This is a genomic window from Pannonibacter sp. CBAS1226, from assembly GCF_055685825.1.
Map to the genome: position 1 here is coordinate 666,443 of NZ_JBVOUO010000001.1, position 25,001 is coordinate 691,443.

A 25,001-nucleotide genomic window follows, 5' to 3' on the forward strand; every position below is an offset into this window, starting at 1 on the left:
GTCTCAAATCAGGCGATGCATAGCCTGCAGGAAACGTCAGTCCCGTCCGCAAAGCCGCCAAATGCTTGTTGTCCCAAATGAACCATGGGCTGTTCCGGATAAGAGACATCCCGTCCCGATCAAAGTCCTCCCGGTTCCCAAGACCAGACAGGTTCAGCCGGATCGCTTGCAGTGGCGTTCCGCCTTGTCCGTGAGAAAGCCGGAGAAGGGCTGCCTTTCGACCGCGCGGCCTTCCTTGAGACAGAATTCGTCTCCCATCCCCAAACAAAAAAAGGCGGATGAGGCTATTGCTCTCATCCGCCTTCAGTCGCGGGGAGAAGTTTGGGGGAGGGAGGAGGTCGGGGGTGGGGATCAGCCTTCGACCGGGGTCCGCACGAGGACCGAGACCGGGCCGCCGGGGCGCTGTTCCACCGTGGTGGTGGTGGAGATAGTGCGGACCGTGCGCTCGCCGTTGAGGGTGGCAAGGCAGGCGGCGGACCAGTTGCCCCAGCTCTGGCCGTCACAGTCGGAGGGAAGACTTGCTTCGATCCGGTTGCCCTTGGTGGCCTGAGCGGTCTGGGTGGTTTCGAACTGGGCGAAGGCCAGCGCCACGGAGGCAAAGACGCCGAGGATGGCCAGCGCAAAAAGTCCGGCAACTCCTGCAAAGCTCAACTTGGCAATGTTGAAGCTGGCGGTATCGGAAACATGCGGTGTAAAGCTGTGCTGCGTCGTCATCTGGCTCTCTCCTGCCATCTGGTCAGGTTGTGAGAGCATAACACCTCAAAAACGGCTTTGGTTCCGTGATGGGTATCACAAGATGACACGAAATGAGCGGCTGGCCGCCACGATCATGCCAAAACTTACCTTTGGTCATGTCTGATGCGGCGGCCTGCTGTCTGGATCAGAGGACCAGAATAAGGGGGGCAGAATTCAGAGAGCCAGAATTCAGAGCGCAGGGCCGCCATTGAGCGGCTTGTCGTCGCGGGCGCGGTAGGAACAGGCCGGCTCTTCCTTCAGGAACCTCAGTTCGGCGCAGCCATGGGGATCCTTCACGGCCGGCTTGCCGGGTGTCAGCGCATGAGGGGGCAGAGGGGCTGCGATCGTGTCGATACGGGCAATGCCCGCGCCCATGAGGAGGACAAGTCCGGCCAGCGCCGCCAGCCAGAAAGCAACAGGAGTTGAGACGCGCGAAGAGAGCCCGTCTCTCAGGGAGGAGAGGAATGTGGTGTTCATGATGAGCCGGATATGGGCCTGTTGCCGGTCATTGTCCAGCCAAGCTGGCTAAACAAATTGTCAACGTTATGTGAACATGTTGAAACTGTGTTCAGTGATTGCCGCTCCGGTTTCGCGGCCTTGAGCGGGAACGGCGCAACTGTGCCGGAGCGCTTGCCCGGCCGCCGCAAGGGCGCTATCACTTTGCCATGACACGTACCGCCCTTTACGCCGGATCCTTCGATCCCATCACCAACGGCCATCTCGACGTGCTTGCCCAGGCGCTCAGCCTTGCGGACAAGGTGATCGTTGCCATTGGTGTCCACCCCGGCAAGACGCCGATGTTCTCCTTCGAGGAACGGGCGGATCTGATCCGCGCCTGTGTGGCAGACAGGCTCGGGGCAGGGGCGGGGGAGCGGGTGTCCGTGCTGTCCTTCAGCGGTCTGGTGGTGGAAACGGCGAAGGCCGAAGGTGCCTCCCTGCTCATTCGCGGCCTGCGCGATGGCACGGATTTCGATTATGAGATGCAGATGGCAGGCATGAACGGCACCATGGTGCCCGATGTTCATACCGTTTTTCTTCCCGCCTCACCGGGGGTGCGTCACATCACTGCCACGCTTGTGCGTCAGATCGCGCGCATGGGCGGTGATATCACTCCCTTTGTCCCGGCACCGGTTGCAGGCCCGCTTGCGGCCCGGGCTGCGGAAAAGGGCTGATCCGTCAGCCGTTCCAGCTTTTTTGTTGTATCAGGAGCATCGCGTGAAACGCCTTTTTGCTTGCCTTGCGGTCATCATGTCGCTCGTCCTCGCCCCCGCGATGCCGCAGGCGCAGACCCTCGACCCTCAGAACACCCTCTATCTGGATCTGAAGGATGGCCGCGTCGTCATCCGCCTGCGTCCGGACCTTGCGCCCAATCATGTGGAGCGAATCAAGAAGCTGACCCGCGCAGGCTTTTATGACGGCCACGTCTTCCACCGCGTCATCGACGGCTTCATGGCCCAGACGGGTGACCCCACCGGCACCGGCATGGGCGGATCGGAGGAGCCGGATCTGGCGGCCGAGTTTTCCCGCACACCGTTCAAGCGCGGCACGCTCGGCATGGCCCGCGCCGCCTCGCCCAACAGCGCCAATTCGCAGTTCTTCATCATGTTCGCTGATGGTGACTGGCTGAACGGCCAGTATACGGTCTGGGGTGAAGTGGTCGAAGGCATGGAATTCGTCGACAAGATTGCCAAGGGCGAGCCGCCCGCCAACCCGGACAAGATCATCAAGATGACGGTTGCTGCCGACGCGGGTTGACCGCGGCGCTGCGCAGGCTAAAACCCGTTCATACACAAGCATCCGAACTGGAGATCCAAGTGGCAGACTACAAGGACAGCGAAAACACGCTCCTGATGGAAACGACCAAGGGAGCCGTGGTCATTGAAATGCGTCCGGACCTTGCGCCGAACCACGTGGCCCGCATCAAGGAACTGGTCCGCGAGGGCTTTTACAACGGCATCGTCTTCCACCGCGTGATCGAGGGCTTCATGGCCCAGACCGGCTGCCCGCACGGCTCCGGCACCGGCGGCTCGGGCCAGAAGCTGAAGGCTGAGTTCTCCAAGGAGAAGCACAAGCGCGGCACCTGCTCCATGGCCCGCGCCATGGACCCGAACTCCGGCGACAGCCAGTTCTTCATCTGCTTCACCGACGCGCCCTGGCTCGACGGCCAGTACACCGTCTGGGGCGAGGTGATCTCCGGCATGGAAAACGTCGACCAGATCAAGCGCGGCGAGCCGGTCCGTGACCCGGACAGCATCGTGTCGCTGAAGGTTGCGGCGGACGCCTGACATGATCAGCGCACCGGCCTCTACTTATCCGGTGCTGAGAGTTGCAAGGGCAGCAAGCAATCTTGCTGCCCTTGAGCATTTCTATTGCGATGCTGCCGGGCTTGCCGTGCTGACGCGGTTCGCCGGCAATGCGGGGTACAGCGGTTTCATTGCCGGAGCCGCGCATGCGCCTTGGCATCTCGCCCTGTTCATGCGCGAGGGGCTGACCGTGCCGCGTTGCACGGACAAGGAAAGCCTGCTGGTGCTCTACCAGCCGGACAAAGGCTTGTGGACCGCCAGCGTTGACCGGATGCAGGCAAGCGGTTATCAGCCTGTGCCGCCGGAAAATCCCTATTGGGCCGAAGCAGGCATGACATTCGAGGATCCGGACGGGCACCGGCTGGTGTTCCAGAACCGTGGCTGGGACCTCTGACTGTCACGCAGCCCCCGGCGGGATGCCGTTTGATCCCAGGACCCCGCACCCATGCGCGTTGACGATTTCGACTTCGACCTGCCGCCCGAGCGTATCGCCCTGAGGCCCGCCCGGCCGCGCGACATGGCGCGCATGCTGCTGGTGCGCCCGCAGGGCGGGCCTGTGCTGGAGGACCGGGACGTGCTCGATCTGCCTGCGCTGCTGCAGCCCGGTGACGCGCTTGTCTTCAACAACACCAAGGTGATCCCGGCGCAGCTGGAAGGCACGCGCCAGCGCGGCGAGGCCATCGCCACCATCGGCGCAACCTTGCATCTGCGCGCCGGTGCCGACCGCTGGTGGGCTTTTGTCCGCCCGGCCAAAAAGCTGGTTCCGGGCGACCGGGTGCGCTTTGGTTCGGCCAGCGAAGGCATGGCCTGCATGGCAGGCGTGCTCGACGCGACCGTGGCGGAGAAGAAGGACACGGGCGAGGTGCTCTTCGTCTTCGATCTTTCGGGCCCCGATCTTGACGCGGCCATTCACGCCACCGGCCACATTCCGCTGCCGCCCTATATCGCGGCCAAGCGCGGCGAGGATGCGCAGGACCGGGAGGACTATCAGACCATCTATGCGGAAAAGGAAGGCGCCGTCGCCGCGCCGACCGCCGGCCTGCATTTCACGCCGCGTCTGTTCGAGATGCTGGATGCACGCGGCATCGAGCGCCACACGGTGACGCTGCATGTGGGCGCCGGCACCTTTCTGCCCGTGAAGGCCGATGACACGGACGCGCACGAGATGCACGCCGAGTGGGGCGAGATTTCCGGTGAAACTGCCGCGGCGCTGAAGGCGGTGCGGGCGCGGGGCAACAAGGTGGTTGCCGTCGGCACCACCTCGCTGCGCATTCTGGAGAGCGCCGCGCAAGGGCCCGGCGGCCTTGCCGCCTTCCGGGGCGAGACCCGCATCTTCATCACGCCGGGCTACCGCTTCCGCGCCATTGATGCGCTGATGACCAATTTCCACCTGCCGCGCTCGACGCTGTTCATGCTGGTGTCCGCCCTCAGCGGCCTCGAGACCATGCGCGCGGCCTATGCCCATGCGATTGCCGACGGCTACCGGTTCTACAGCTATGGCGACAGCTCGCTGCTGTTTCCCGCTGCCGGAAGCATCGCCGCCCAGGACGAGATCGACCGATGACCGGTGACACCCAGCGTTTCTCCTTCCGCCTGCTTGCGACCGATGGCATGGCCCGGCGCGGGGAGATCACCACGCCGCACGGCCTCGTGCGCACGCCAGCCTTCATGCCCGTGGGCACGCAGGCGACCGTCAAGGCCATGTACACCGATCAGGTGCGCGCGCTTGGCGCCGATGTGGTGCTGGGCAACACCTATCACCTGATGCTGCGCCCCGGTGCGGAGCGTGTGGCACGTCTTGGCGGGCTGCATCACTTCATGAAGTGGCCGCATACGATCCTGACCGACTCGGGCGGCTTTCAGGTCATGTCGCTGGCGCAGCTGCGCAAGCTGGATGAAACTGGCGTGAAGTTCCAGAGCCATATCGACGGCCAGCGCTATCACCTGACGCCGGAGCGTTCCGTTGAAATTCAGGGGCTGCTCGGGTCCGACATCCAGATGCAGCTGGACGAGTGCATCGGCCTGCCTGCGCCTGAAAAGGAAGTGCAGCGGGCGATGGAGCTGTCGCTCCGCTGGGCCGAACGCTCGCGCGCCAAGTTCGAGGCCATGGGCGGCGTTGAAAAGGGGCAGGGGCTCTATGGCATCGTGCAGGGCGGTGACGTGCCGCATCTGCGCATCCGCTCCGCCGAAAGCCTCGCGGCCATGCCCTTCGAGGGCTATTCGGTCGGCGGGCTTGCGGTTGGCGAGCCGCAGGAGGTGATGCTGCGCATGCTGGAAGTCACCACGCCGGTGATGCCGGTGGACAAGCCGCGCTACCTGATGGGCGTCGGCACACCGGACGACATTCTGGAGAGTGTCGCCCGCGGCATTGACCAGTTCGACTGCGTGATGCCGACCCGGGCCGGCCGCCATGGCCTTGCCTTCACCCGCCGGGGCAAGATCAACCTGAAAAACGCCCGCCACGCCGATGATCCGCGTCCGCTGGACGAGGGAAGCGACTGCCCGGCCGCGCGCGACTATTCCCGCGCCTATCTGCATCATCTTGTGAAGGCCGGCGAAGGGCTGGCGGCCATGCTGTTGACCTGGAACAACCTCGCTTACTATCAGCAGCTGATGCAGGGCATGCGCGATGCCATTGAGGCTGGCCGCTTCGAAGACCACCGCCTCAGCGTCAAGGAAGGCTGGGCCAGGGGCGACCTGCCGCCGCTGTGAGGGATATGTTGGGGCTGGCTGTCTGCCGAAACACTCCCGAGCAGTCAGGGTGCGCGGGAATCTGTTGTTGCGTGCAGCACCTCCGTCTTGTTCTGGTGTTGCCATTCTCTCCGCGTCACCCCGGCCTTGAGCCGGGGACCACTCGTTCGCAGAGAATTGTTGCCAAGTTCGCCGAAGTACAGCGCGGATGGCCCCATGCGCTTGCCGCGCCCCTTGCAACTCAACTTAATGCTCTGCAAGCGAGTAGGGCCCGGGTCTGCGCTTCGCTTCGCCCGGGGTGACGCCGCATGGGCCTTGCGGCTGTGCTCTCACTTCTGCAGCCCGCGACCTTTGCATCCTCCCGGCTCAGTCTTGGGATTTTATGCCGGAGCGGTGTGGGAGGAGCAGGACATTCAGGCCTGAAAGCCCTTGTCCTTGCGCAGGATGCAGCCGGAGATGCCCCAGGTGCCGTCTTCCCGCTGTGCGAAGGAATAGAGCGCCAGCCAGTCGTCCCCATCAGGCCCGGTGACGAAGACCTCCTGCACGGGGCCGCTTTTCGTCTGGCGCAGCTTGCCGAAGCTGACGCTCTTCGGCCGGTAGACCGGCATGTAGACCTCCTTCACCATGTTGATGAAGATGTCCGGCGTCATGAACTGCTGCTGCAATCCGGGCGTGGCAAATGAAAAGGCCCCCGCCGCGTCATTGCGCCGGAAGGCCTGCATCTGCTGCTGGATGAGCTGGCGGAACTCCTGGCCCGAGGCCTCTTCGGCCTGGACCGCCTGAGGCCCGAGCCTCAGCGCTGCCGGGTCCGGGGACAGCACAAGGCCCAGACTGCAGCATAGAACCCACATCACCCCCCACATCACCCTTCTGGCCACCTTGTTCATGGCGCGTCTCCTCGCGTGTGGAACATGAGAAGATTACGCCAGAAAACGGCAAAGAGATCTGCCTGTTTCGTCACGTTTTCGGGAGGAGAGCGGGGGTGGGACAGAGAAAAACGGCGGCGGGAAACTGTTTGCCGGGGAAGGGCCGTTGTTCCGGGCTCTGCGGTAAGCTCCACTCAGGCCAATTTGAGCTGCGGAAACAATTCTCACCGCTCTGCAAGCGAGTGGTCCCCGGATCTCCGCTTCGCTGCGTCCGGGGTGACGCTGAATGGGTGGGATATCTGTGCATCACTCTGCAGCATGCGGCATAGACCGAGAGTACTGCCCTGCCAGCAAACACTGGGGGGCACCCCGGCCAAGCGCAGCGCGAGCCGGGGACCACTCGTTTGCAGAGGGCTGCTGTTGTCTGCAGCCGCGCGGCAATTTCTGCAGCAGAGCGTCAATCTCACAGCTTTCAGAGCGCATGTTTTCCGAAAAATATGCCCCCTAAAGCCTGAAAAGCAACGCGCTCACGCAAAAGGGGCGGATTGCTCCGCCCCTTGAATTGCTCTGCTTCCGGACTGCTGCTTATTCGGCGGCCTTGGCGCGGGTCAGGTCGGACATGATCGTCATCAGTTCGCCGGAGATATCGGACTGTTCCAGGCCGAAGGCGATGTTGGCGGCGATGAAGCCGATCTTCGAGCCGCAGTCATAGGAGCGGCCCTCGAACTGAAGCGATGTGAAGGTCTGGTTCTCCATCAGCTTGATCATGCTGTCGGTCAGCTGGATCTCGCCGCCTGCGCCCTTCTCCTGTTCGGAGAGCAGCTTGAAGATTTCCGGCTGCAGGATGTAGCGGCCGGTGATCATCAGGTTGGACGGAGAGGTGCCCGGAGCCGGCTTTTCCACCATGCCTTCGATCGGCATGGCGCGGCCGCGCGGACCACCGCTGGCCAGCTTGACGATGCCGTACTGGTGGGTCTGGTCTTCCGGCACTTCTTCAACGGCGATGACGTTGCCGCCGCGCTCGTTGTAGACGTCGACCATCTGGGCGAGGCAGCTCTTCTGCGACTTGACGATCACGTCCGGCAGCAGGATGGCGAAGGGCTCGTCGCCGATGATGTCGCGGGCGCACCAGATGGCATGGCCCAGACCCAGCGGCTCCTGCTGGCGGGTGAAGCTGGTGCTGCCTGCGTCTGGCCGGATCTTGTCGAGAAGCTCCAGCGCGGCTGCCTTGTTGCGGCGGCGCAGGGTGTCTTCCAGCTCGTAATTGATGTCGAAATGGTCTTCGATGACGTGCTTGTTGCGGCCCGTCACGAAAACAATGTGCTCGATACCGGCGGCACGGGCTTCGTCCACCACGTGCTGGATGATCGGGCGGTCAACAATCGTGAGCATCTCTTTCGGAACGGCCTTGGTCGCGGGAAGAAAACGCGTACCGAGACCTGCCACCGGCAATACGGCCTTGCGGATCGGTCTGCTCATGGAAAATACTCCTGAAACACGTGGACTGTTTGTCCGGTCAATATGCTGTAGGTTGCTCACGCTGGCGCCGAAACATGGCAGGATTGCAGGCAACACCTCCTGAATATCAAATTTTTCGCAAATGCGAAACGGGGTTGCTTGGGGTTCTGCGGAGTTGCGGCAGGGGCAAAAGGCCTGTATGCAGACCCCGTTGGCCCCTACGCCCAAAGGATGATCTGCGCATGGTGACTCCGAACAAGGAAGTCGTTGTTGGCAACGTCACATTCTCCAATGACGCGCCTTTCTCCCTCATTGCCGGTCCCTGTCAGATGGAAAGCCGCGCCCACGCGCTGGAGATGGCAGCGGCGGTGAAGGAAATTGCCGGAAATCTCGGCATTCCCGTTGTTTTCAAGAGCTCTTTCGACAAGGCAAACCGCACCTCGCTGACGGGCAAGCGCGGGATTGGTCTCAAAGAAGCGCTGCCGGTTTTCGCCGAAGTGCGCGAGACATTCGGCATGCCGGTGATCACCGACATCCACAACGAGGCCCAGTGTGCGCCGGTTGCGGAAGTTGTTGATATCCTTCAGATCCCCGCCTTCCTCTGCCGCCAGACGGACCTTCTCGTCGCTGCTGCCCGCACGGGGCGGACGGTGAATGTGAAGAAGGGCCAGTTCCTGGCGCCCTGGGACATGGCCAATGTGCTGGCCAAGATCGTCGAGAGCGGCAATCCGAATGTGCTGCTCACCGAGCGCGGCGCCTCCTTCGGCTATAATACGCTTGTCACGGACATGCGCTCTCTTCCCATCATGGCGCGCACCGGTGCGCCGGTGGTGTTCGATGCCACCCACTCGGTTCAGCAGCCGGGCGGGCAGGGCGCTTCCACAGGCGGTGACCGCACCATGGTGCCGGTTCTCGCCCGTGCGGCTGCCGCTGCAGGCATCGCAGGGCTCTTCATCGAAACCCATGACGACCCGGACAATGCTCCGTCCGATGGTCCGAACATGGTGCCGCTGAAGGACCTGGGCGCGCTGCTTGCTCAGGTGCGCGACATTGACCGCGTGGTGAAGGCTGCCGCGCAGTCCTGACCTTTTGCCCTTGCCGTGGCCGCTGCCGGCTGCCGGGGGATGTGAATGCGCCGGACAATTGTCCGGTCCCTACCTTGCCCGTGCCGGAGGGCCGGCCGGGCTGATCTCGAGGAGATACGAATGACCGCCATTGTCGATATCACGGCGCGCGAAATTCTGGACAGCCGCGGCAATCCGACCGTTGAAGTGGACGTGCTGCTGGAAGACGGCGCCTTTGGCCGCGCCGGCGTGCCTTCCGGTGCTTCGACCGGTGCGCATGAGGCTGTCGAGCTGCGCGACGGCGGCTCCCGTTACCTGGGCAAGGGCGTGCTGAAGGCCGTCGATGCCGTCAACGGCGAGATCTTCGACACCATCGGCGGCCTCGATGCGGAAGACCAGATCCACATCGATCAGACCATGATCGAGCTGGACGGCACCCCGAACAAGGCCCGCCTTGGCGCCAACGCCATCCTCGGCGTGTCGCTGGCCGTTGCCAAGGCTGCTGCCCAGTCCTCCGGCCTGCCGCTTTACCGTTATGTCGGCGGCGCCTCCGCCCGCCTGCTGCCGGTGCCGATGATGAACATCATCAACGGCGGCGCCCATGCGGACAACCCGATCGACTTCCAGGAATTCATGATCATGCCGGTGGGCGCGGAGAACTTCTCCGAGGCGCTGCGCATGGGTGCGGAAGTGTTCCACACGCTGAAGAAGGCCCTGAAGGACGCCGGTCACAACACCAACGTGGGCGACGAAGGCGGCTTTGCGCCGAACCTCGAATCGACCGACGCTGCCATCGGCTTCGTCATGAAGGCCATCGAGAAGGCCGGTTACAAGCCGGGCGAGGACATCTACCTCGCGCTCGACGCCGCTTCCACCGAGTTCTACAAGGACGGCAAGTACGTTCTGGCCGGTGAAGGCAAGACGCTCGACTCGGACCAGATGGCCGCTTACCTCGCCGACCTCAGCGCCCGTTATCCGATCATCTCCATCGAAGACGGCATGGCCGAAGACGACTGGGCCGGCTGGAAGGCCGTGACCGAGCTGTGCGGCAACCGCGTACAGCTGGTGGGCGACGACCTGTTCGTGACCAACACCAGCCGCCTGCGCCAGGGCATTGCCAGCGCCACCGCCAACTCGATCCTCGTCAAGGTGAACCAGATCGGCTCCCTGACCGAGACGCTGGACGCCGTGGAAACCGCCCACAAGGCCGGTTACACCGCCGTCATGTCACACCGTTCGGGCGAGACCGAGGACGCAACCATCGCCGACCTCGCGGTTGCCACCAACTGCGGCCAGATCAAGACCGGCTCGCTGGCCCGTTCCGACCGGCTTGCCAAGTACAACCAGCTGCTGCGCATCGAGCAGGAACTGGGCTCCCAGGCCCGTTTCGCCGGCCGCTCCATCCTGAAAGCTTGATTGGCCTGAAGGCCTGATTGGCCTGACGGTTTGATCAGTCTGACGGACTGCTGAGTTTGAAGCCCCCGGAACCGGAAGGTTCCGGGGGTTTTTGTTTCTGACTGTTCTCATTCTGGCTATGGAGGCGGTGTGTGTTTTGCTCTGCCTTGCCACTTGCCGCAGTGTCGCCCCGGCCTTTGAGCCGGGGCCCACTCATTTGCAGAGAGATGCCGAAATCTGCTGAAGGTGAGAAACCGATGATCTCGTGCGCCTGCCGCGCCTTCGCGGTTCATTTCGCCGCTCTGCAAGCGAGTAGACCCCGGGTCTGCGCTCCGCTCCGCCCGGGGCGGCGCCGGGTGGCGAGTTGGCGGAACAAAAAAAGCCCCCGGAACCTCGCGGCCCGGGGGCTTTTCAATCTTTAGACTGCCTGCCGGATTACTCCGCAGCGGCCTTGGACTTGGCGGGCTGCTCCAGCGCCACGACCTGGCGGCCGTCGAAGGCGAGGGCGATTTCGCCGCGCTTGAGCTTCAGGGCCATCTCGCCGAACATTTCGCGGCGCCAGCCTTCCAGCGCAGGCACATCGGCCTGATCGTCGGCGGCGATCTGCTCCAGATCTTCGACCGTCGCGATCACCTTGGCGGCGACGCCCTGCTGTTCGCTGACGAGCTTCAGCAGCACCTTCAGAAGGTCCACCGCGGCGGCAGAGCCATCGGGCGCCTGACGGCCCTTGGGCAGCTTCGGCAGCTTCTCCTTGGGCAGGCTCATGGCGGCGTTGACGGCCTTGAGGATGTCCTCGGCCTGTTTGGAGCGTTCGAAGCCGCGCGGGATGGTGCGCAGGCGGCTGAGGGCATCCGCATTGACCGGCTGCTGGGCGGCAATCTCGTAGATGGCATCATCCTTGAGCACGCGGGAACGCGGCACGTCGCGGGACTGGGCCTCGCGCTCGCGCCAAGCGGCCACTTCCATCAGCACGGCGAGTTCGATGGGCTTGCGCACACGCATCTTCAGGCGCTGCCAGGCGTCTTCCGGCTCGGTGCGGTAGGTGCCCTCCGACAGCAGCACCTGCATTTCGTCGCCCACCCAGCTGATGCGGTTCTGTTCGGCAAGGTTGGCCTTGAGGAACAGATAGACGTCGCGCAGGTAGGTGACGTCTGCCAGTGCATATTCCAGCTGCTTCTGCGTCAGGGGCCTGCGGGCCCAGTCGGTGAAGCGGGACGACTTGTCGATGCGCGCACCGGTAATGCGTTGCACCAGCTGGTCATAGGAGACCGAGTCGCCAAAGCCGCAGACCATTGCCGCGACCTGAGTGTCGAAAAGGGGCGTCGGGATCAGGCCGCCGAGATGATAGACGATCTCGATATCCTGCCGGGCGGCATGGAAGACCTTGATGACGGACTGATCGCGCATCAGCTCGAAGAAGGGCGCAAGGTCAAGCCCGGTGGCCAGTGCGTCGACGATGAAGGCGTCATCCGGGCCAGCCAGCTGGATAACGCAGAGCTTCGGCCAGAATGTCGTCTCGCGCAGGAATTCCGTGTCCACAGTCACGTAATCATGGGCGGCAAGGCGCTTGCAGGCGTCGGCGAGGTCAGATGTGGTCGTGATCAGATTCATGGTAACTCTGGTCTATACCGCAGACTTGCCATCTTGTCGCCATGAAACCGTCAGCCTCTTGTAATGTGCGCCAGCGAGGTTGCATGAGGGAAACACCTGCGCAAAGCTCAGGTTCCGGAGGACAGCTTCATGCGCAGGATTCTCATCGTCAATGGCAAGGGCGGCTGTGGCAAGACCACGTTTGCCACCACGCTTGCTGCCGCTTTTGCGGCGAGGGGCGAGCGGGTGTTTCTCGCTGATGCCGACCGGCAGCGCTCGTCGCTGGGCTGGCTGAAGCGGCGGCCGCAAGGCCTGCCGGTGATCCATGGGCTCGACTGGAGCAAGGGAGAGCATAACATGCCGTCCTTCAGCCAGGGGTTCATCTTCATCGATGGCCCCGGCGGCCTGCGCGGTGAGCGGGCAAAGGATCTTGTGGCGGAGGCCGATGACATTGTCGTGCCGCTGATGCCGTCGGCCTTCGACTGGGACGCGACGGCAGCGTTCCTGAAACGGCTCGCGGAAATGAAACGCATCCGCAAGGGCAAGGCGGAAATTCTCGTCGTGGCCAACCGGGTCCGGCGCAGCCGGGCTGATCAGCTTCTGCTGCAGCAGCAGGCGCAGGAAGCAGGCTATCCGCTGCTGACCGAAATTGCCGACCGGGTGATCTATGCCCGCCATGCTGCGAGCGGAACCAGCGTCTTCGATCCGCCTGCGGCTCCCGCCGATGTTCTGGCGCAATGGCATCCGCTCATTCAGGCGCTGGATTGAAACGGGGTTTGTGCCGTTTCCGGCGCTGACGTCTTTATGGCTTCCAGGCTCCATCACGCCGCAGTATGAGCCGGAGATGTGTTGAGCCTTGCCACTCAATCCCGGCGTCACCCCGGGCGAAGCGAAGCGCGAGCCGGGGCGACGCCGTGAGGATACACTCCCTCACGGCTTTTCCTTTGCGCCTCCCGATCCCGCCAGCTTGGCGAAGAAGGCGGAGGTGCGCAGGAGGGAGCGGAAGCGGCTGCGGCGGCCTTCGGCCGGAACGCCTTCGCGCTGCATCATCCGCATCACCGTGTAGACCATGAACAGCCCCTGCACGGCGGCGGTGTACCAGAAGAGGGAGTGCGGCCCGTAACGGCCCATCAGCATCGAGGCAAAGAGCGGTCCGGCAATGGCTCCAACCGACCAGAAGAACAGGGTTCCGGCGGAGACAAGCGCATGCTGGCCGGGGGCTGCGTGGTCATTGGCGTGGGCCGAGCACAGGGAATAGAGCGGCATGGCGAAGGCACCGAAGGCGAAGATGCCCAGATAATTGAGCCAGACACTTTCGCCCGCCACCTGCGCCAGGAAAATGCCGGAGACAAAGGAGCCGAAAGTGGCGATGAGGATGATCAGCCGCCGGTCCAGCTTGTCCGAATAATGCCCCAGCGGATATTGCAGCACCACACCGGCAAAGATGCCCGCGCTCATGAAGGTGGCGATCGAGGTGACCGTCATGCCGATCCCGTCCGCATAGACGGGGCCAAGCGAGCGGAAGCTGGCGTTGGTGAAGCCCACGACGATGCAGCCGATGGTCGCCAGCGGTGACACGCGCCACAGCACCCGCACATCGAAGCGCACATGTTCGGGCACCGCCGGGCTGGTGCGGTCGGTGAGGGAGATCGGCACCAGCGAAAGCGTCAGCGTCATGGCGATGATGACGAACAGCTCGAAGCCGCTGACGCCGACCGCCGGGATGATGTACTGGCCCAAGGTTACCGCGCCCAGATCGACAAAGCGGTAGATGGAAAGCGTGCGGGCGCGGTTGGCATTGGTGACGCGCGCATTGAGCCAGCTTTCCACCACGGCAAACAGTCCGGCGATGCACAGGCCCTGAACGAGGCGCATCAGGAACCAGGGCAGGGGCGCGATATAGAGCAGCATCAGCATGGAAGCGGCGGCGGCGATCGCGGCCAGGGCGCAGAAGGCGCGGATGTGGCCGATGGCCCGGATGATCCGGGTGATATAGATGCAGCCCACGGCGAAGCCGATGTTGTAGCCCGTGCCGATGACGCCGATGGTCTGCGGCGAAAAGCCTTCCTCCAGCGCGCGCAGCGAGATGAAGGTTCCCTGCAGCCCGTTGCCGCCGATGAGAATGCCGGCGGTGGCAAGCAGGGGAATGAGCGGGCGGATCGTTGACATCGGTTTCTCTGGAAGGCGCGTTGCGATTGCGGACCGGCGCTTTGCTGCTGCGCTCTTGGACCTGGTCAGTTCTGTGTGCGGCGGTGCCTGGCCCCGACTCAAAGGCCGCAGGCCGCCTGCAATTCCCTTGTATCCCGTTGTACTCTGCGTTTGCCGGTGAAAACAGTTCACGAGGTGAATGGACACTTCACGGAAAGTGATCGGTCGGCGCGCAAGGCCGTGGCGCGGCATGCCCCGGAAGGGCTGGAACAGGGGAGGAAACCCGCCTGCGTCTTGACTTTGGCGGCACAACGTGGCTTGTCGCTCGCACGATTGCGTGCCCTTTTGCGGGGCGCGCCCCTTGTTCATTGCCGAGATTGTCGAGGACTGCATGCACCGCTACCGGAGCCACACTTGCGGCCAATTGCGCGCGAGCCACGTTGGGGAAACCGTTCGCCTGTCGGGCTGGGTCCACCGCGTGCGCGATCATGGCGGGCTTCTTTTCATCGACCTGCGTGACCACTACGGCATCACCCAGTGCGTGGTCGATCCGGACAGCGCCGCCTTCAAGCTGGCGGAAACCGTCCGCTCCGAATGGTGCATCCGCATCGACGGCGAGGTGAAGGCCCGCACGGCAGAGACGGTGAATGCAGGCCTGCCGACCGGCGAGATCGAGCTGTTCATCCGTGACATGGAAGTGCTGGGCGCTGCCAAGGAACTGCCGCTGCCGGTGTTCGGCGAGCAGGAGTATCCGGAAGACGTCCGCCTGACCTACCGCTTCCTCGACCTGCGCCGCGACACGCTGCACAAGAACATCGTCAAGCGCACCCAGATCATCGCCGCCATGCGCCGCGAGATGACCAAGGGCGGCTTTACCGAATATTCGACGCCGATCCTCACCGCCTCCTCGCCGGAGGGGGCGCGTGACTTCCTGGTGCCGAGCCGCATTCATCCGGGCACCTTCTACGCGCTGCCCCAGGCACCGCAGCAGTACAAGCAGCTTCTGATGATGGCGGGTTTCGACCGCTATTTCCAGATCGCTCCCTGCTTCCGCGACGAGGACCCGCGCGCCGACCGTCTGCCGGGCGAGTTCTACCAGCTCGACCTGGAGATGAGCTTCGTCACGCAGGAAGACGTGTGGACCACCATGGAACCGGTGATCCGCGGCATCTTCGAGGAATTTGCCGAAGGCAAGCCGGTGACGCAGACCTTCCGCCGCATCGCCTATGACGATTCGATCCGCATGTTCGGCTCCGACAAGCCGGATCTGCGCAACCCGATCGTCATGCAGGAGGTGTCCGACCACTTCCGCGGTTCGGGCTTCAAGATCTTCGCCCGCATGCTGGAAGACGAGCGCAACCAGGTCTGGGCCATTCCGGCCAAGACCGGCGGCAGCCGCGCCTTCTGTGACCGGATGAACTCCTGGGCGCAGGGGCAGGGCCAGCCGGGCCTCGGCTACATTTTCTGGCGCAAGGAAGGCGATGTGCTGGAAGGTGCTGGCCCCATTGCCAAGAACATCGGTGAGGAGCGCACCGAAGCGATCCGCCAGCAGCTTGGCCTTGAGGACGGTGATGCCGCCTTCTTCGTCGCCGGTGATCCGGCGAAGTTCTACAAGTTTGCCGGCGAAGCACGCACCCGCGCGGGCGAGGATCTGAACCTCGTCGACCGCGACCGGTTCGAGCTGTGCTGGATTGTCGACTTCCCGTTCTATGAATGGAACGAGGACGAGAAGAAGCTCGACTTCGCCCACAATCCCTTCTCGATGCCGCAGGGCGGCATGGAGGCGCTGGAGAACCAGGACCCGCTGACCATCAAGGCCTATCAGTATGACATGGTCTGCAATGGCTTCGAGATTGCGTCCGGCTCGATCCGTAACCAGTCGCCGGAGCTGATGGTCAAGGCCTTCGAGAAGGTGGGTCTCAGCGCCTCCGACGTGGAAGAGCGTTTCGGCGGCCTCTACCGCGCCTTCCAGTATGGCGCACCACCGCATGGCGGCATGGCCGCTGGCGTGGACCGCATCATCATGCTTCTGGTCGGGGCAAAGAACCTGCGCGAAGTGTCGCTGTTCCCGATGAACCAGCAGGCGCAGGACCTTCTGATGGGCGCGCCGACGCCGCCCAGCAACGAACAGCTGCGGGAGCTGCATCTGCGGCTTAACCTCCCGGCCAAGTGATCTGATGCTGCGCCCGCCCAAAAGCGGGCGCAGCCGTATTATCCGGCGGTGATCCTTGTGCAATGGGCGCAGGCCGCTGCAGACCAGAGGCGTGAAACGTGAGCGTCAAGACCTGGTTTCAGGACCCGGACGGCACCTATGCCGTAATCCGGCGTCTCGTTTCCGAAAATGCCCGCGCCCATGTGCCGGGCTATCTTCTGTCCTTCCTGTTCATGGGCCTCGTGGCCGGTTCGACCGCTGCCAGCGCCTGGATCATGCGCGACGTGATCAACGAGGTCTTCGTCAACCGCGACCAGTCCATGGTCCGGCTGATTGCCTTTACGGTGATGGCCATCTTCGCGGTGAAGGGGATCTCGACCTACGGCCAGCAGGTGACGATGAGCCGGATCGGCAATGCCATCGTTGCCGATTGCCAGCGGCGCCTGTTCCGCACCATCACCCGGCAGGACATGGCCTTCTTCGACCGCACGCCGCTGGGCGATCTGGCGACGCGGCTTTCACACAATGCGCAAGCCGCCCGCAGCGTGCTGGACATGGTGGTGCTGTCGCTCGGCCGCGATCTGTTGAGCGTCGTGGGCCTGGTCGCCGTCATGGTCATTCAGGACCCCGGCCTCAGCGCCATCGCGCTGCTGATCATGCCGCCTGCCGTCTTCGGTGTGTCGCTGCTGGTCCGGCGGGTGCGCAAGCACGCCAAATCCCAGTTTGTTTCCACCACCAAGATCGTCTCCGCCGTGCAGGAAACCGCCATCGGCGTGCGCGTGGTCAAGGCCTTCCGCGTCGAGGAGCGGATGCGCGCCGAGATGGACAAGGCCATCACCGATGTGGAGCGCCGCGCCAACCGCATTGCGGCGCTGACGGCCCGCACCTCGCCGTTGATGGAAACTCTCGGCGGCTTTGCCATTGCGCTGGTCATTCTCTATGGCGGCTTCAGCGTCATCGAGCAGGGCAAGGATCCGGGAGGGTTTTTCTCCTTCATCACCGCGCTGCTGCTCGCCTATGAACCGGTGAAACGCCTCGCCCGCCTGCATGTGAACCTCAGCTCCAATCTGGTCGGTGTGCGTCTCATGTTCGAGATGCTGGACCGCCCGCCCGCCTTCGAGGATGCGCCGGATGCCGTTGAGCTGAAGACCGGCAAAGGGGAGGTCCGCTTCGAGGGCGTGCATTTCACCTATGGCGACAAGCCTGTTCTGACCGGGCTCGACCTGGTGGCGCAGGCTGGCAAGGTAACGGCGCTGGTCGGCTCTTCGGGGGCGGGCAAGTCCACCACCTTCTCGCTGCTGGAGCGGTTCTACGACATTCATACGGGGCGCATTCTCATCGACGGACAGGACATCCGGCAGGTGACACTTGCCTCTCTGCGCGACCAGATCGCGCTGGTGACGCAGGATACCTTCCTCTTCGACCTCTCCATCCGCGACAACATCGCCCTCGGCCGCCCCGGTGCCGGGGATGCGGATATCATCCGTGCGGCGGTGGATGCCAATGCGCATGAGTTTATCGAGGCGATGGAGCAGGGCTATGACACGCTGGTGGGCGAGGGCGGGGGGCGGCTGTCCGGCGGCCAGCGCCAGCGCATCGCCATCGCCCGTGCCATGCTGCGCAACGCGCCGATCCTGCTGCTGGACGAGGCGACCTCGGCGCTGGATGCAGAATCAGAAGCCAAGGTGCAGGGTGCGCTGAAGCGGCTGATGCAGGGCCGCACCACGCTCGTCATCGCCCACCGGCTTTCCACCGTGCGCGATGCGGATTGCATCGCCGTGTTCGACCGGGGCCGCGTGGTGGAAACCGGCACGCATGAAGCGCTTCTGGCCCATGACGGCGTTTATCGCAGGCTTTACGATCTGCAGTTTCGCGACACGGCGAAGGGGTGATGTGTGATGGCAGGCAGCTGACGCCCTTTCGGGCCTGGCCAAACGGTCAAAGCGGTGCGTCCGTGACAGTGACCCGCATCACGTCGCCCAGCACCAGGAACTCCTCCACGCCGGTCCGGCGAGCCGTGAAGACGACGGCACGTGCAGGTGTCTCGCCCTTGCAGAAATTGCTGTTGCGTCTGACGATCCCGCCGTCCGAGAAATCGCCGATGCGGCTGACGGGCAAGCGGGTCAGCACATACTCCCAGTCTGGTGGCAGCTTGCCACAGTCGCCGCGCTCGCCGTGAATGACGATGCTTTCGCCCACAGCCATGGACACATGCGGGCGTAGCACGATGAGAGGGTAAACCGGGCCGGAGTGAAACCAGAGCCATGGTTCCGCCCTGTAGAGCTCCGAGGCGCCGATCCCGCACAGGAACATCAGAAGACCCAAAGCGGCTCCACGCAGTTTTGCTGGCCGTAGAGAAATATCCGCCACCAAGGCCGGCGGTACCAGGCCCGGAGGCGGGGCCGGCTGCAACGGCCCAACCTCGAACGCCTCCTGTTCCTTCTCAAGCTCGTCATCCGTGCCGTTGCCGGTGCTGCCGCCAGTTTTGTCCTCAAGCTCCCGCGCCTTGGCATAGAGAGCGTTCCACCGGGCGCGCAGGGCGGGGCTGCGCTGCACATTCATCAACTCGGAAAGAATCATGAAATTCCGCTGCCGGGGAATATGCCGGCCGGCGCGCCAGTTGCGCAGGTTCCTGACGGCCGTTTCGAAGTGCGTATCTTCTCTTTTGCCAAGGCGGCGGCAAAGCTCGCTACCCAGACGGGCATTGTCATAATCACCCGACTGGTTGCACAGCTCATCCAGCAAGAGGTGCCATCTGTCGATTTCAGGCCCGTTGTCAGCTTCCCCTTCGCCCATTCCTGCCCTCCAAGAAATAGTTCAAGTGTTTGAATTCAAAATCTAAACATCCGGAAATTTTCCGCTTTTACCGTTGCTATCAGGTTTTTCAATTGACTTGGGTGGGGCTAGAATAAACCAATGGTTCCTGTCAGTCATACTGAAAAGGAAATCATCTGATGAGCCCCGTTATCAGACTTTCAATCGCAGCATTCGCCCTTGTGGCAGTTACCGCTTCTGCTCACGCAGAATGTAGTGGTTCAAACGGCCGCGGGTGGGGAACGGGAAATGGCAAGGGAAGCTTCGAAATGACTTCCGCCGACAAGGTTTGTAAAATCAGCTTTCCCGGATTTATTGACGAGGTGAAGAAAACACGCGAACCTGCCACGGATGTAACCATCACCCGGCAGCCGAAAAACGGGAAGGTGTCGGTGGTTAAGGGGCAGGGGTTGATCTATACGCCTGCACGCAACTTCAAGGGTGAAGATCAGTTCTGCACCAAGAACACGACGCCCAAGGTGAAGGGCAAGAGCCTCTCCGGCTGTATCACCGTCATGGTGAAGTAAGGAGAGCTGACCCTGTCAACGTGATGGCGGCGTGAGCTGATCCGGAGCTGCCGGATTGGCAATATGCGACCGGAAAACAGAAACGCCGGGCAGAGGGATCTGCCCGGCGTTCTTGTTTGCTGTGTCAGCTGTGCTGTTCCCGGTGCGTGAGGCGCGCCGGGAACGGGGGTTACTTGGCCGTGGCGCTTGCGCCCAGCAGATCCGGAAGGGTCTGCGGAGCGGTGGCGCCTGCACCCAGAAGCTGCGTGACCGGGACCGGTGCCTTCGGGGCCATTTCGATCACGATGTTCTTCGGGTCGGCGGCAAAAGTGCGGGCAGCCTCCAGCAGTTCCTCGCCGAAGCGGGTGCCGGTGAGCGGACCCATGTCCTGCGCCATCGCATCGACGAGGCCGGCGGCGAGCTCTTCCTGGGTGAGGCCCGCCTCGTCCGCCTGAACGCCGATGAAGGCCGACAGGACAGCGAGATTTTCAGCTTCGATACGGCCAGACTTGATGCTGGCGGTTGCCAGGGCCAGCTGCGCCAGTTCCGGGTTCTCGAAGATGTCCTTCGGGATACCGCCGATGGTGAAGGTCATGTGGATCCTGCCGCCGTCCTTCATCTCAAGGCTCAGGTCCTTGAGCGTCAGGTCACCTGTTGCTTCATCCCAGTTCATTTCGAAGTTCTGGTCGATGACCACTTCGGTGATGTTGAGGCGCGCGGCAAGGTCCTGGAACTGCGGGTCGGGCACAATCGCCGCCGGGAAGCGCAGGCCCTTGATGACAAGGCCAGCCTCGGTCGGGATGCGGTTGATGTGGCCCTTCTCGGTCTGGCGGTAGGTGTCCAGAGCGATCTCCTGATCGCCGATGGCGGCCGCCTTGACCGAAACGCCCAGAACCTCGGCCAGACCGATGATCGGACGGGCATCGAGAATGTCCTGCACGGAGGGCTCCATGCCGCTCATGCTGGCAATGGAGATCCGCACGAGGGAGTCCATCAGCGGGAAGTCGATCTCGCCCACCGCGATGCGGCCAAGATTGATCTCGACCTTTTCCTGCGGCTTCGTCACATCAACCTTGAGGCCGTCGAAGGCAACAATCCCGAGGCCGTTGCTGCTGATGTCCTTCATCTCGAACTTGTCGAGACCGCCGCTCACGTCCGGAGCGGTGAAGCTGACACCATTGACGGCCATGCCATCGGCCTTGAAGAACTGCAGCGAGGCGAGGGCGGCCTTGCCGGCCTCATCGCTGTCAACGGCATCTTCATCCAGCACCAGCTGGTCAAGATAAGGCCAAAGGGGAAGGGTTTCCGCCTTGGTGATGCTCATGGGATCAGCGGTGAGGCTGTCGATCTTGACGTCGACGCTGGCGACGTTGACGGTCATCTCTTCAACGGTCTGGCTGCCCATGATGGTCAAGCGGCTCGGGTCGGAGCCCTGGCCGATCAGGGTCAGCAGCGGCATGAAGTCGATGTCCTTCACCACCTGCTTGCCGATCGTCATGGTCATCTGGGCCATCTGGCCGCCGGGTTCCAGGGGCATGAAGTCCTGGGTCTGGACCGTTTTGCCGACCGAATACTCGTCGATCCGGAAGTCCTTGTACCCGGTCATCGCATAGTCTTCGTAGACGGTCTTCTGGTTCATGCCGTCCGGGCCGGTCATCTCCAGTGTCATCGTCTCGATGTGATAGCGGTCACCCTTGCCGTCCAGCAGCGTGCGGGCAATGTCGAAGTAACGGGTCACCGGGCGCTGCGGATCTTCCGGCACATCGGGGATGCGGCTCCAGGCCATGCCTTCGGCCACATAGCCGGTCTGGCTGAGGATGATCCTCACCGGTTCGGCAGGCTTTGCCTCCGGTGCGGCGGCCTCGGGAGCTTCAGCGCTTTCCCCGGCTTCGCCTTCTGCCGGTGCATCCGCAGTCTCGTCTTCCAGGTCCGGGATCTCCAGCGTGGTCTGCCGGTGTGAGGACGTGTCGAAGAACTTGCCGGGGATTTCAACGTCTGCACGGGCTGTTCCCGGCACGGAAATCCTGGCGGCCTCGTAGCCCTTGTCCGTCTCGGTCAGGCCCTCGAAGGAAACGGCATCGATGCCCAGCTTCACGTCCACCTTGTCCTCGCCGCCGGGCAGCGGAATGGCGAACTCGATCTTGACGCCATGGATGGTGACGTCATTCTCGGTTGCACCGTCTTCGGCGCGTTCATAGCTGGCAACGGAAGCCCCCATGCTGGTGAAATCCGCCATCCAGCGGTCCACCAGCACGCTGGCCTGGTTGGCAAAAGCGTGCGAGGGCAGCGACATGACCAGCACCACCGTGGCGGTGCGGGCGCTGAAGCGGGTGAAGATCGGGTTCGGCAACAAGGCTTGGCCTCCTTTTGTGAAAATGCAAAGCGCGGCAGTTCAGTCAAACCGCCGCGCTGGCTGGTTCTGAATTCAGGCGTCCGGTCTATGGTTCCGTTGATGGGGAACCATCGCCGGATGCGGGACCGTCGAACGGCGCTTATTTCTTGTTGGCCGTTACGTCGATCCCGAGGATCTGCGGCAGGCCCTGCGGCGCCATGACGGCCGTTCCGAAGATCTGCGCGATGGAGACCGGTGCAGACGGCTTGGCGTCAGCCTGCAGCGACACCGGGTTGTCCAGGAACTCGGCAGCAGCGGTTGCCACCTTGGCCTGGAACTCCGGGTTCTGGAGCAGGGCAAGCATCATCGGCAGGCCGGTCTTGAGCTGGCTTACGACTGCGGCACGGTCCGAACCGGCGGTCTTGGCCTGCTGGTCCAGCAGACGGTCGACGATGGAGCCGTTGTCGAAGCGCAGGCGCATGGAGTTGACCGTCAGCCCCTGGAGAATGGCCATGGCTTCTTCGCTGTTGTCCTTGGCGGCAGACAGCTTTTCGGCCACTTCCTTGGTGAAACCGCCGATCTGGACAGCGAGGGAAACACCGCCCATGTCGGCGGCGGTGATGTCCAGCTTCTGCAGGTCCAGAACCCCGGTCACCGGGTCCCACTTGAAGTCGGTCGAAAGATCAGCGGTGACGGTCTCGTAACCCAGATCGGTCAGCTGCTTTGCCGAGGAGGCATCCATTTCCGATACGGCCATGGTCAGGCCGGAAAGGGTCAGTTCACCCGAGGTCGGCAGGTTGTCTTCGCGGCTGTTGATGGCGGCATAGGCCGATTCCAGGCGCGCCTTGGTGCTGTCGCCTTCCGTAATCTCGATGCCTTCGGCCTCGATGCTCTTGTAATCGGCCACATCCTCGAAGGACTTGGAGCCGTCGGCCGGAGGCAGGACCACCTCGCTGGCGACGAAAGAGGCCACCGAAACGGCCGTGCCCGTCTTGTCTTCCAGATAGGCTTCCTCGAAGGCGAGGCCGTCCAGTGTCATGGTGCCGTCAGCCTGCACCACACCGTTGGTCAGCGTGATGATGCCGATGGAGCCCGAGCCGTCATCCGGCGTCTTGCCTTCGAGGGCGACGTCTTCAATGGTGACCTCGCTGCCATCCTCAGACACGCCGCCGACCGACAGAACCTTCACTTCCCCGGCTTCAAGACGGGTCAGGAAGGCGTCGGCAATGTCATTGCCGGTCGCTTCGAAGGCCAGTGCGCCGTGGGCCAGCACCAGGGTCATGACAGAAGCGCTGACACCGCGCATCAGAAAGGATCGCATTTGAAGCTCCAGATTGAGAACTGAAATCTAAACCGCCGGAACCATGTCCCAACCTTGCCATCCGGGTCCGTGACTTGCGTCACACACAGGTCTTTGGCCGGAACATGACCGTCCGTAAGGCAGGTTAAACTACTCCGGCATAACGGCTTTGTGAAATGATCTGTCAAAGGGGGCGATTTCACGGCGCTTTGCCGCGGCAGGCTCATACTTTTTGCTGGTGTGTGGAGGCCTTGCGCGCCTGCACAAATGCTTTGGCATTGTTTCCGCGTGAGCTAGAGTGCCGCTGATGGGCTGCACAGACGAGGTCTGCTGCGGCAAAAATCAGGGAACGGGGTGAAGGGCTTGCACATGAGGCAAGGCCTGATTCCCCGGCTGCCCCCGCAACTGTAAACGGCGAGCGACGCCCCGATGCCACTGGCCCCAAAAGGCTGGGAAGGCAGGCGAAGCAGTGAACCGTGAGCCAGGATACCTGTCCATCACATGACCGGGCGCAAAGTCCCACCCAGTCCCATGCGCGGCGGGCGCAGAAAGGAACGAGCATGCATATCGAAGAAGGCGTCGTTGAAGGCGCGAAGATCATCCTGAGCTATGGCACGGCGGCAGCGGCTTTCGGGCTTGCGGTAAAACTCGCCGTTGACGACCTGCGGACCAATGGCGGCGCCATTCCGCTTCTCCTGCGCAGCATCATGACGACTGCGCTGGTGTTCTGCTTCTTCGAGGTGCTGCCGCATCACCCCGTGGGTGTATCCGAGGTGCATCTGATTCTCGGCTCGACCCTGCTGCTGCTGTTCGGGGCAGGGGCTGCCGCCATCGGTCTGGCGGCCGGTCTGCTGATCCAGGGGCTGTTCTTTGCGCCCTTCGACCTGCCGCAATACGGCATGAATGTCACCACGCTGCTGGTGCCGCTCTTTGGCATCAGCCTGCTGGCGAAGCGAATCATTGCGCCGTCAACGCCTTATGTGGACCTGAAATATTCGCAGGCGCTGGCGCTTTCCACCGCCTATCAGGGCGGCATCGTCGCCTGGGTGGCCTTCTGGGCCATCTATGGCCATGGCTTCTCAGCGGAGAACCTGGCAGACGTGGCCAGCTTCGGTGCGGCCTACATGACCGTGATCATTCTGGAGCCGCTGGTGGATCTTGGCGTGCTGGCCGGTGCAAAAGCCTTGAAGCAGCTGAGCCGCAGCCCGCTGTTCAACGCAAGGCTTCATGTGGCGGGCTGAACCTTTGGCATGAGAAAGAGGCCGGGGAACTCCCGGCCTCCATGCACATGATCTGATCAAAAAGGATCGATGCCGATGCGGCCCAGCTTGTCCTGGGTCCAGCCGTCGCCCTTGCAGCCCTTGTAGGCGCCGCCGGAGGCGTAATCGAGCAGCTCGTCCGGCAGTTCATCGGCTTCGATGCGGCGCGGCAGAACCAGCACGATCTCTCCGGCGGCCTCTTCCAGAACGCGGATCGCAAGGCTGGGCACCGGATCCGTGCCGAGCAGATCCACGAGCGCTGCGTGCGGATCGCTCAGAAGCGCAGCGCGGAAGGCCGTGTCTGACTGTGCCTTGGCTCGAAGTTCGGCCTCCAGCAGGGCGCGGGCTTTCTCGAACGGATAGGCGATGATGTCGCTCATGGTCTTCT

23 protein-coding genes and 1 riboswitch are annotated in these 25,001 nt (G+C 63.0%); of the genes, 13 read left to right on the top strand and 10 right to left on the bottom strand.

What is annotated here, in order from left to right; translation table 11 throughout:
• Positions 1-351 precede the first annotated feature (351 nt).
• Positions 352-714 carry a hypothetical protein gene (locus tag AC0CMF_RS02985; RefSeq protein ID WP_374628167.1) on the bottom strand — a complete coding sequence of 121 codons (363 nt, stop codon included), beginning with the start codon at positions 712-714 and terminating at the stop codon, positions 352-354.
• Positions 715-924: 210 nt separating this feature from the next.
• Positions 925-1,212, bottom strand: a complete 288-nt coding sequence (locus AC0CMF_RS02990) for a hypothetical protein (RefSeq protein WP_374628168.1) — start codon at positions 1,210-1,212, stop codon at positions 925-927.
• 188 nt (positions 1,213-1,400) lie between these two features.
• Here AC0CMF_RS02990 and coaD point away from each other — a divergent pair, with 188 nt between their 5' ends.
• From coaD to tgt, 6 genes are all read left to right on the top strand, one after another.
• On the top strand, positions 1,401-1,907 hold the full coding sequence (gene coaD, locus AC0CMF_RS02995) for a pantetheine-phosphate adenylyltransferase (RefSeq protein WP_186393408.1): 507 nt from the start codon (positions 1,401-1,403) through the stop codon (positions 1,905-1,907).
• Between the two features lie 100 nt (positions 1,908-2,007).
• Positions 2,008-2,490 (top strand): peptidylprolyl isomerase, encoded by a 483-nt coding sequence (locus AC0CMF_RS03000; protein WP_050471842.1) that lies wholly within the window; start codon positions 2,008-2,010, stop codon positions 2,488-2,490.
• A 95-nt stretch (positions 2,491-2,585) separates the two neighbouring features.
• A complete protein-coding gene (locus AC0CMF_RS03005; RefSeq protein ID WP_208977498.1) occupies positions 2,586-3,020 on the top strand; it encodes a peptidylprolyl isomerase in 435 nt (144 codons plus the stop codon).
• Between the two features lies 1 nt (position 3,021).
• Entirely contained in the window at positions 3,022-3,432 is a 411-nt protein-coding gene (locus tag AC0CMF_RS03010; RefSeq protein WP_374628169.1) for a VOC family protein, read from the top strand.
• 51 nt (positions 3,433-3,483) lie between these two features.
• A complete protein-coding gene (gene queA, locus AC0CMF_RS03015) occupies positions 3,484-4,602 on the top strand; it encodes a tRNA preQ1(34) S-adenosylmethionine ribosyltransferase-isomerase QueA (RefSeq protein ID WP_374628170.1) in 1,119 nt (372 codons plus the stop codon).
• A complete protein-coding gene (gene tgt / locus AC0CMF_RS03020) occupies positions 4,599-5,750 on the top strand; it encodes a tRNA guanosine(34) transglycosylase Tgt (protein ID WP_374628171.1) in 1,152 nt (383 codons plus the stop codon). Before queA ends, tgt begins: the two co-directional genes overlap by 4 nt.
• Before the next feature lie 392 nt (positions 5,751-6,142).
• Here the strand turns inward: tgt and AC0CMF_RS03025 are convergent, their stop codons facing one another.
• A complete protein-coding gene (locus AC0CMF_RS03025; RefSeq protein WP_374628172.1) occupies positions 6,143-6,616 on the bottom strand; it encodes a DUF4864 domain-containing protein in 474 nt (157 codons plus the stop codon).
• Positions 6,617-7,180: 564 nt separating this feature from the next.
• Positions 7,181-8,074, bottom strand: coding sequence for a UTP--glucose-1-phosphate uridylyltransferase GalU (gene galU / locus AC0CMF_RS03030; protein ID WP_050471457.1), 894 nt, complete (start codon positions 8,072-8,074; stop codon positions 7,181-7,183).
• 221 nt (positions 8,075-8,295) lie between these two features.
• Between galU and kdsA the strand changes: the two genes are divergently transcribed.
• Both kdsA and eno read left to right on the top strand, forming a co-directional pair.
• The gene (gene kdsA, locus AC0CMF_RS03035) at positions 8,296-9,138 is read left to right on the top strand and encodes a 3-deoxy-8-phosphooctulonate synthase (protein ID WP_050471458.1); all 843 of its coding nucleotides are present in this window, start codon (positions 8,296-8,298) and stop codon (positions 9,136-9,138) included.
• 120 nt (positions 9,139-9,258) lie between these two features.
• Entirely contained in the window at positions 9,259-10,533 is a 1,275-nt protein-coding gene (gene eno / locus AC0CMF_RS03040) for a phosphopyruvate hydratase (protein ID WP_334249725.1), read from the top strand.
• Positions 10,534-10,947: 414 nt separating this feature from the next.
• Here eno and rnd read toward each other — a convergent pair whose 3' ends face one another.
• Positions 10,948-12,123 (bottom strand): ribonuclease D, encoded by a 1,176-nt coding sequence (gene rnd / locus AC0CMF_RS03045; RefSeq protein WP_374628173.1) that lies wholly within the window; start codon positions 12,121-12,123, stop codon positions 10,948-10,950.
• A 129-nt stretch (positions 12,124-12,252) separates the two neighbouring features.
• Here rnd and AC0CMF_RS03050 point away from each other — a divergent pair, with 129 nt between their 5' ends.
• Complete coding sequence (locus AC0CMF_RS03050) at positions 12,253-12,870, top strand: nucleotide-binding protein (protein WP_374628174.1); 618 nt, start codon at positions 12,253-12,255, stop codon at positions 12,868-12,870.
• A gap of 162 nt (positions 12,871-13,032) precedes the next feature.
• On the opposite strand, the gene AC0CMF_RS03055 is transcribed toward AC0CMF_RS03050, so the two are convergent.
• Positions 13,033-14,271: an MFS transporter gene (locus AC0CMF_RS03055; RefSeq protein WP_374628175.1), complete on the bottom strand. Its 1,239-nt coding sequence runs from the start codon at positions 14,269-14,271 to the stop codon at positions 13,033-13,035.
• Positions 14,272-14,641: 370 nt separating this feature from the next.
• Between AC0CMF_RS03055 and aspS the strand changes: the two genes are divergently transcribed.
• Both aspS and AC0CMF_RS03065 read left to right on the top strand, forming a co-directional pair.
• A complete protein-coding gene (gene aspS / locus AC0CMF_RS03060; protein ID WP_123195668.1) occupies positions 14,642-16,423 on the top strand; it encodes an aspartate--tRNA ligase in 1,782 nt (593 codons plus the stop codon).
• 98 nt (positions 16,424-16,521) lie between these two features.
• The gene (locus tag AC0CMF_RS03065) at positions 16,522-18,294 is read left to right on the top strand and encodes an ABC transporter ATP-binding protein (protein ID WP_374628176.1); all 1,773 of its coding nucleotides are present in this window, start codon (positions 16,522-16,524) and stop codon (positions 18,292-18,294) included.
• Between the two features lie 46 nt (positions 18,295-18,340).
• Here AC0CMF_RS03065 and AC0CMF_RS03070 read toward each other — a convergent pair whose 3' ends face one another.
• Complete coding sequence (locus AC0CMF_RS03070; protein WP_374628178.1) at positions 18,341-19,198, bottom strand: hypothetical protein; 858 nt, start codon at positions 19,196-19,198, stop codon at positions 18,341-18,343.
• 158 nt (positions 19,199-19,356) lie between these two features.
• On the opposite strand from AC0CMF_RS03070, the gene AC0CMF_RS03075 reads away from it, so the two are divergent.
• A complete protein-coding gene (locus tag AC0CMF_RS03075; protein ID WP_050471465.1) occupies positions 19,357-19,743 on the top strand; it encodes an Ig-like domain-containing protein in 387 nt (128 codons plus the stop codon).
• A 169-nt stretch (positions 19,744-19,912) separates the two neighbouring features.
• Here the strand turns inward: AC0CMF_RS03075 and AC0CMF_RS03080 are convergent, their stop codons facing one another.
• On the bottom strand, positions 19,913-22,072 hold the full coding sequence (locus AC0CMF_RS03080; protein ID WP_472480950.1) for a hypothetical protein: 2,160 nt from the start codon (positions 22,070-22,072) through the stop codon (positions 19,913-19,915).
• A gap of 142 nt (positions 22,073-22,214) precedes the next feature.
• A complete protein-coding gene (locus tag AC0CMF_RS03085; RefSeq protein ID WP_058899805.1) occupies positions 22,215-23,375 on the bottom strand; it encodes a hypothetical protein in 1,161 nt (386 codons plus the stop codon).
• 270 nt (positions 23,376-23,645) lie between these two features.
• Positions 23,646-23,867, top strand: a riboswitch (cobalamin riboswitch).
• A 47-nt stretch (positions 23,868-23,914) separates the two neighbouring features.
• On the opposite strand from AC0CMF_RS03085, the gene AC0CMF_RS03090 reads away from it, so the two are divergent.
• Positions 23,915-24,595 (top strand): energy-coupling factor ABC transporter permease, encoded by a 681-nt coding sequence (locus AC0CMF_RS03090; RefSeq protein WP_374628180.1) that lies wholly within the window; start codon positions 23,915-23,917, stop codon positions 24,593-24,595.
• Positions 24,596-24,651: 56 nt separating this feature from the next.
• Here AC0CMF_RS03090 and AC0CMF_RS03095 read toward each other — a convergent pair whose 3' ends face one another.
• Entirely contained in the window at positions 24,652-24,993 is a 342-nt protein-coding gene (locus tag AC0CMF_RS03095) for an NHLP leader peptide family natural product precursor (protein WP_123194313.1), read from the bottom strand.
• Positions 24,994-25,001 lie beyond the last annotated feature (8 nt).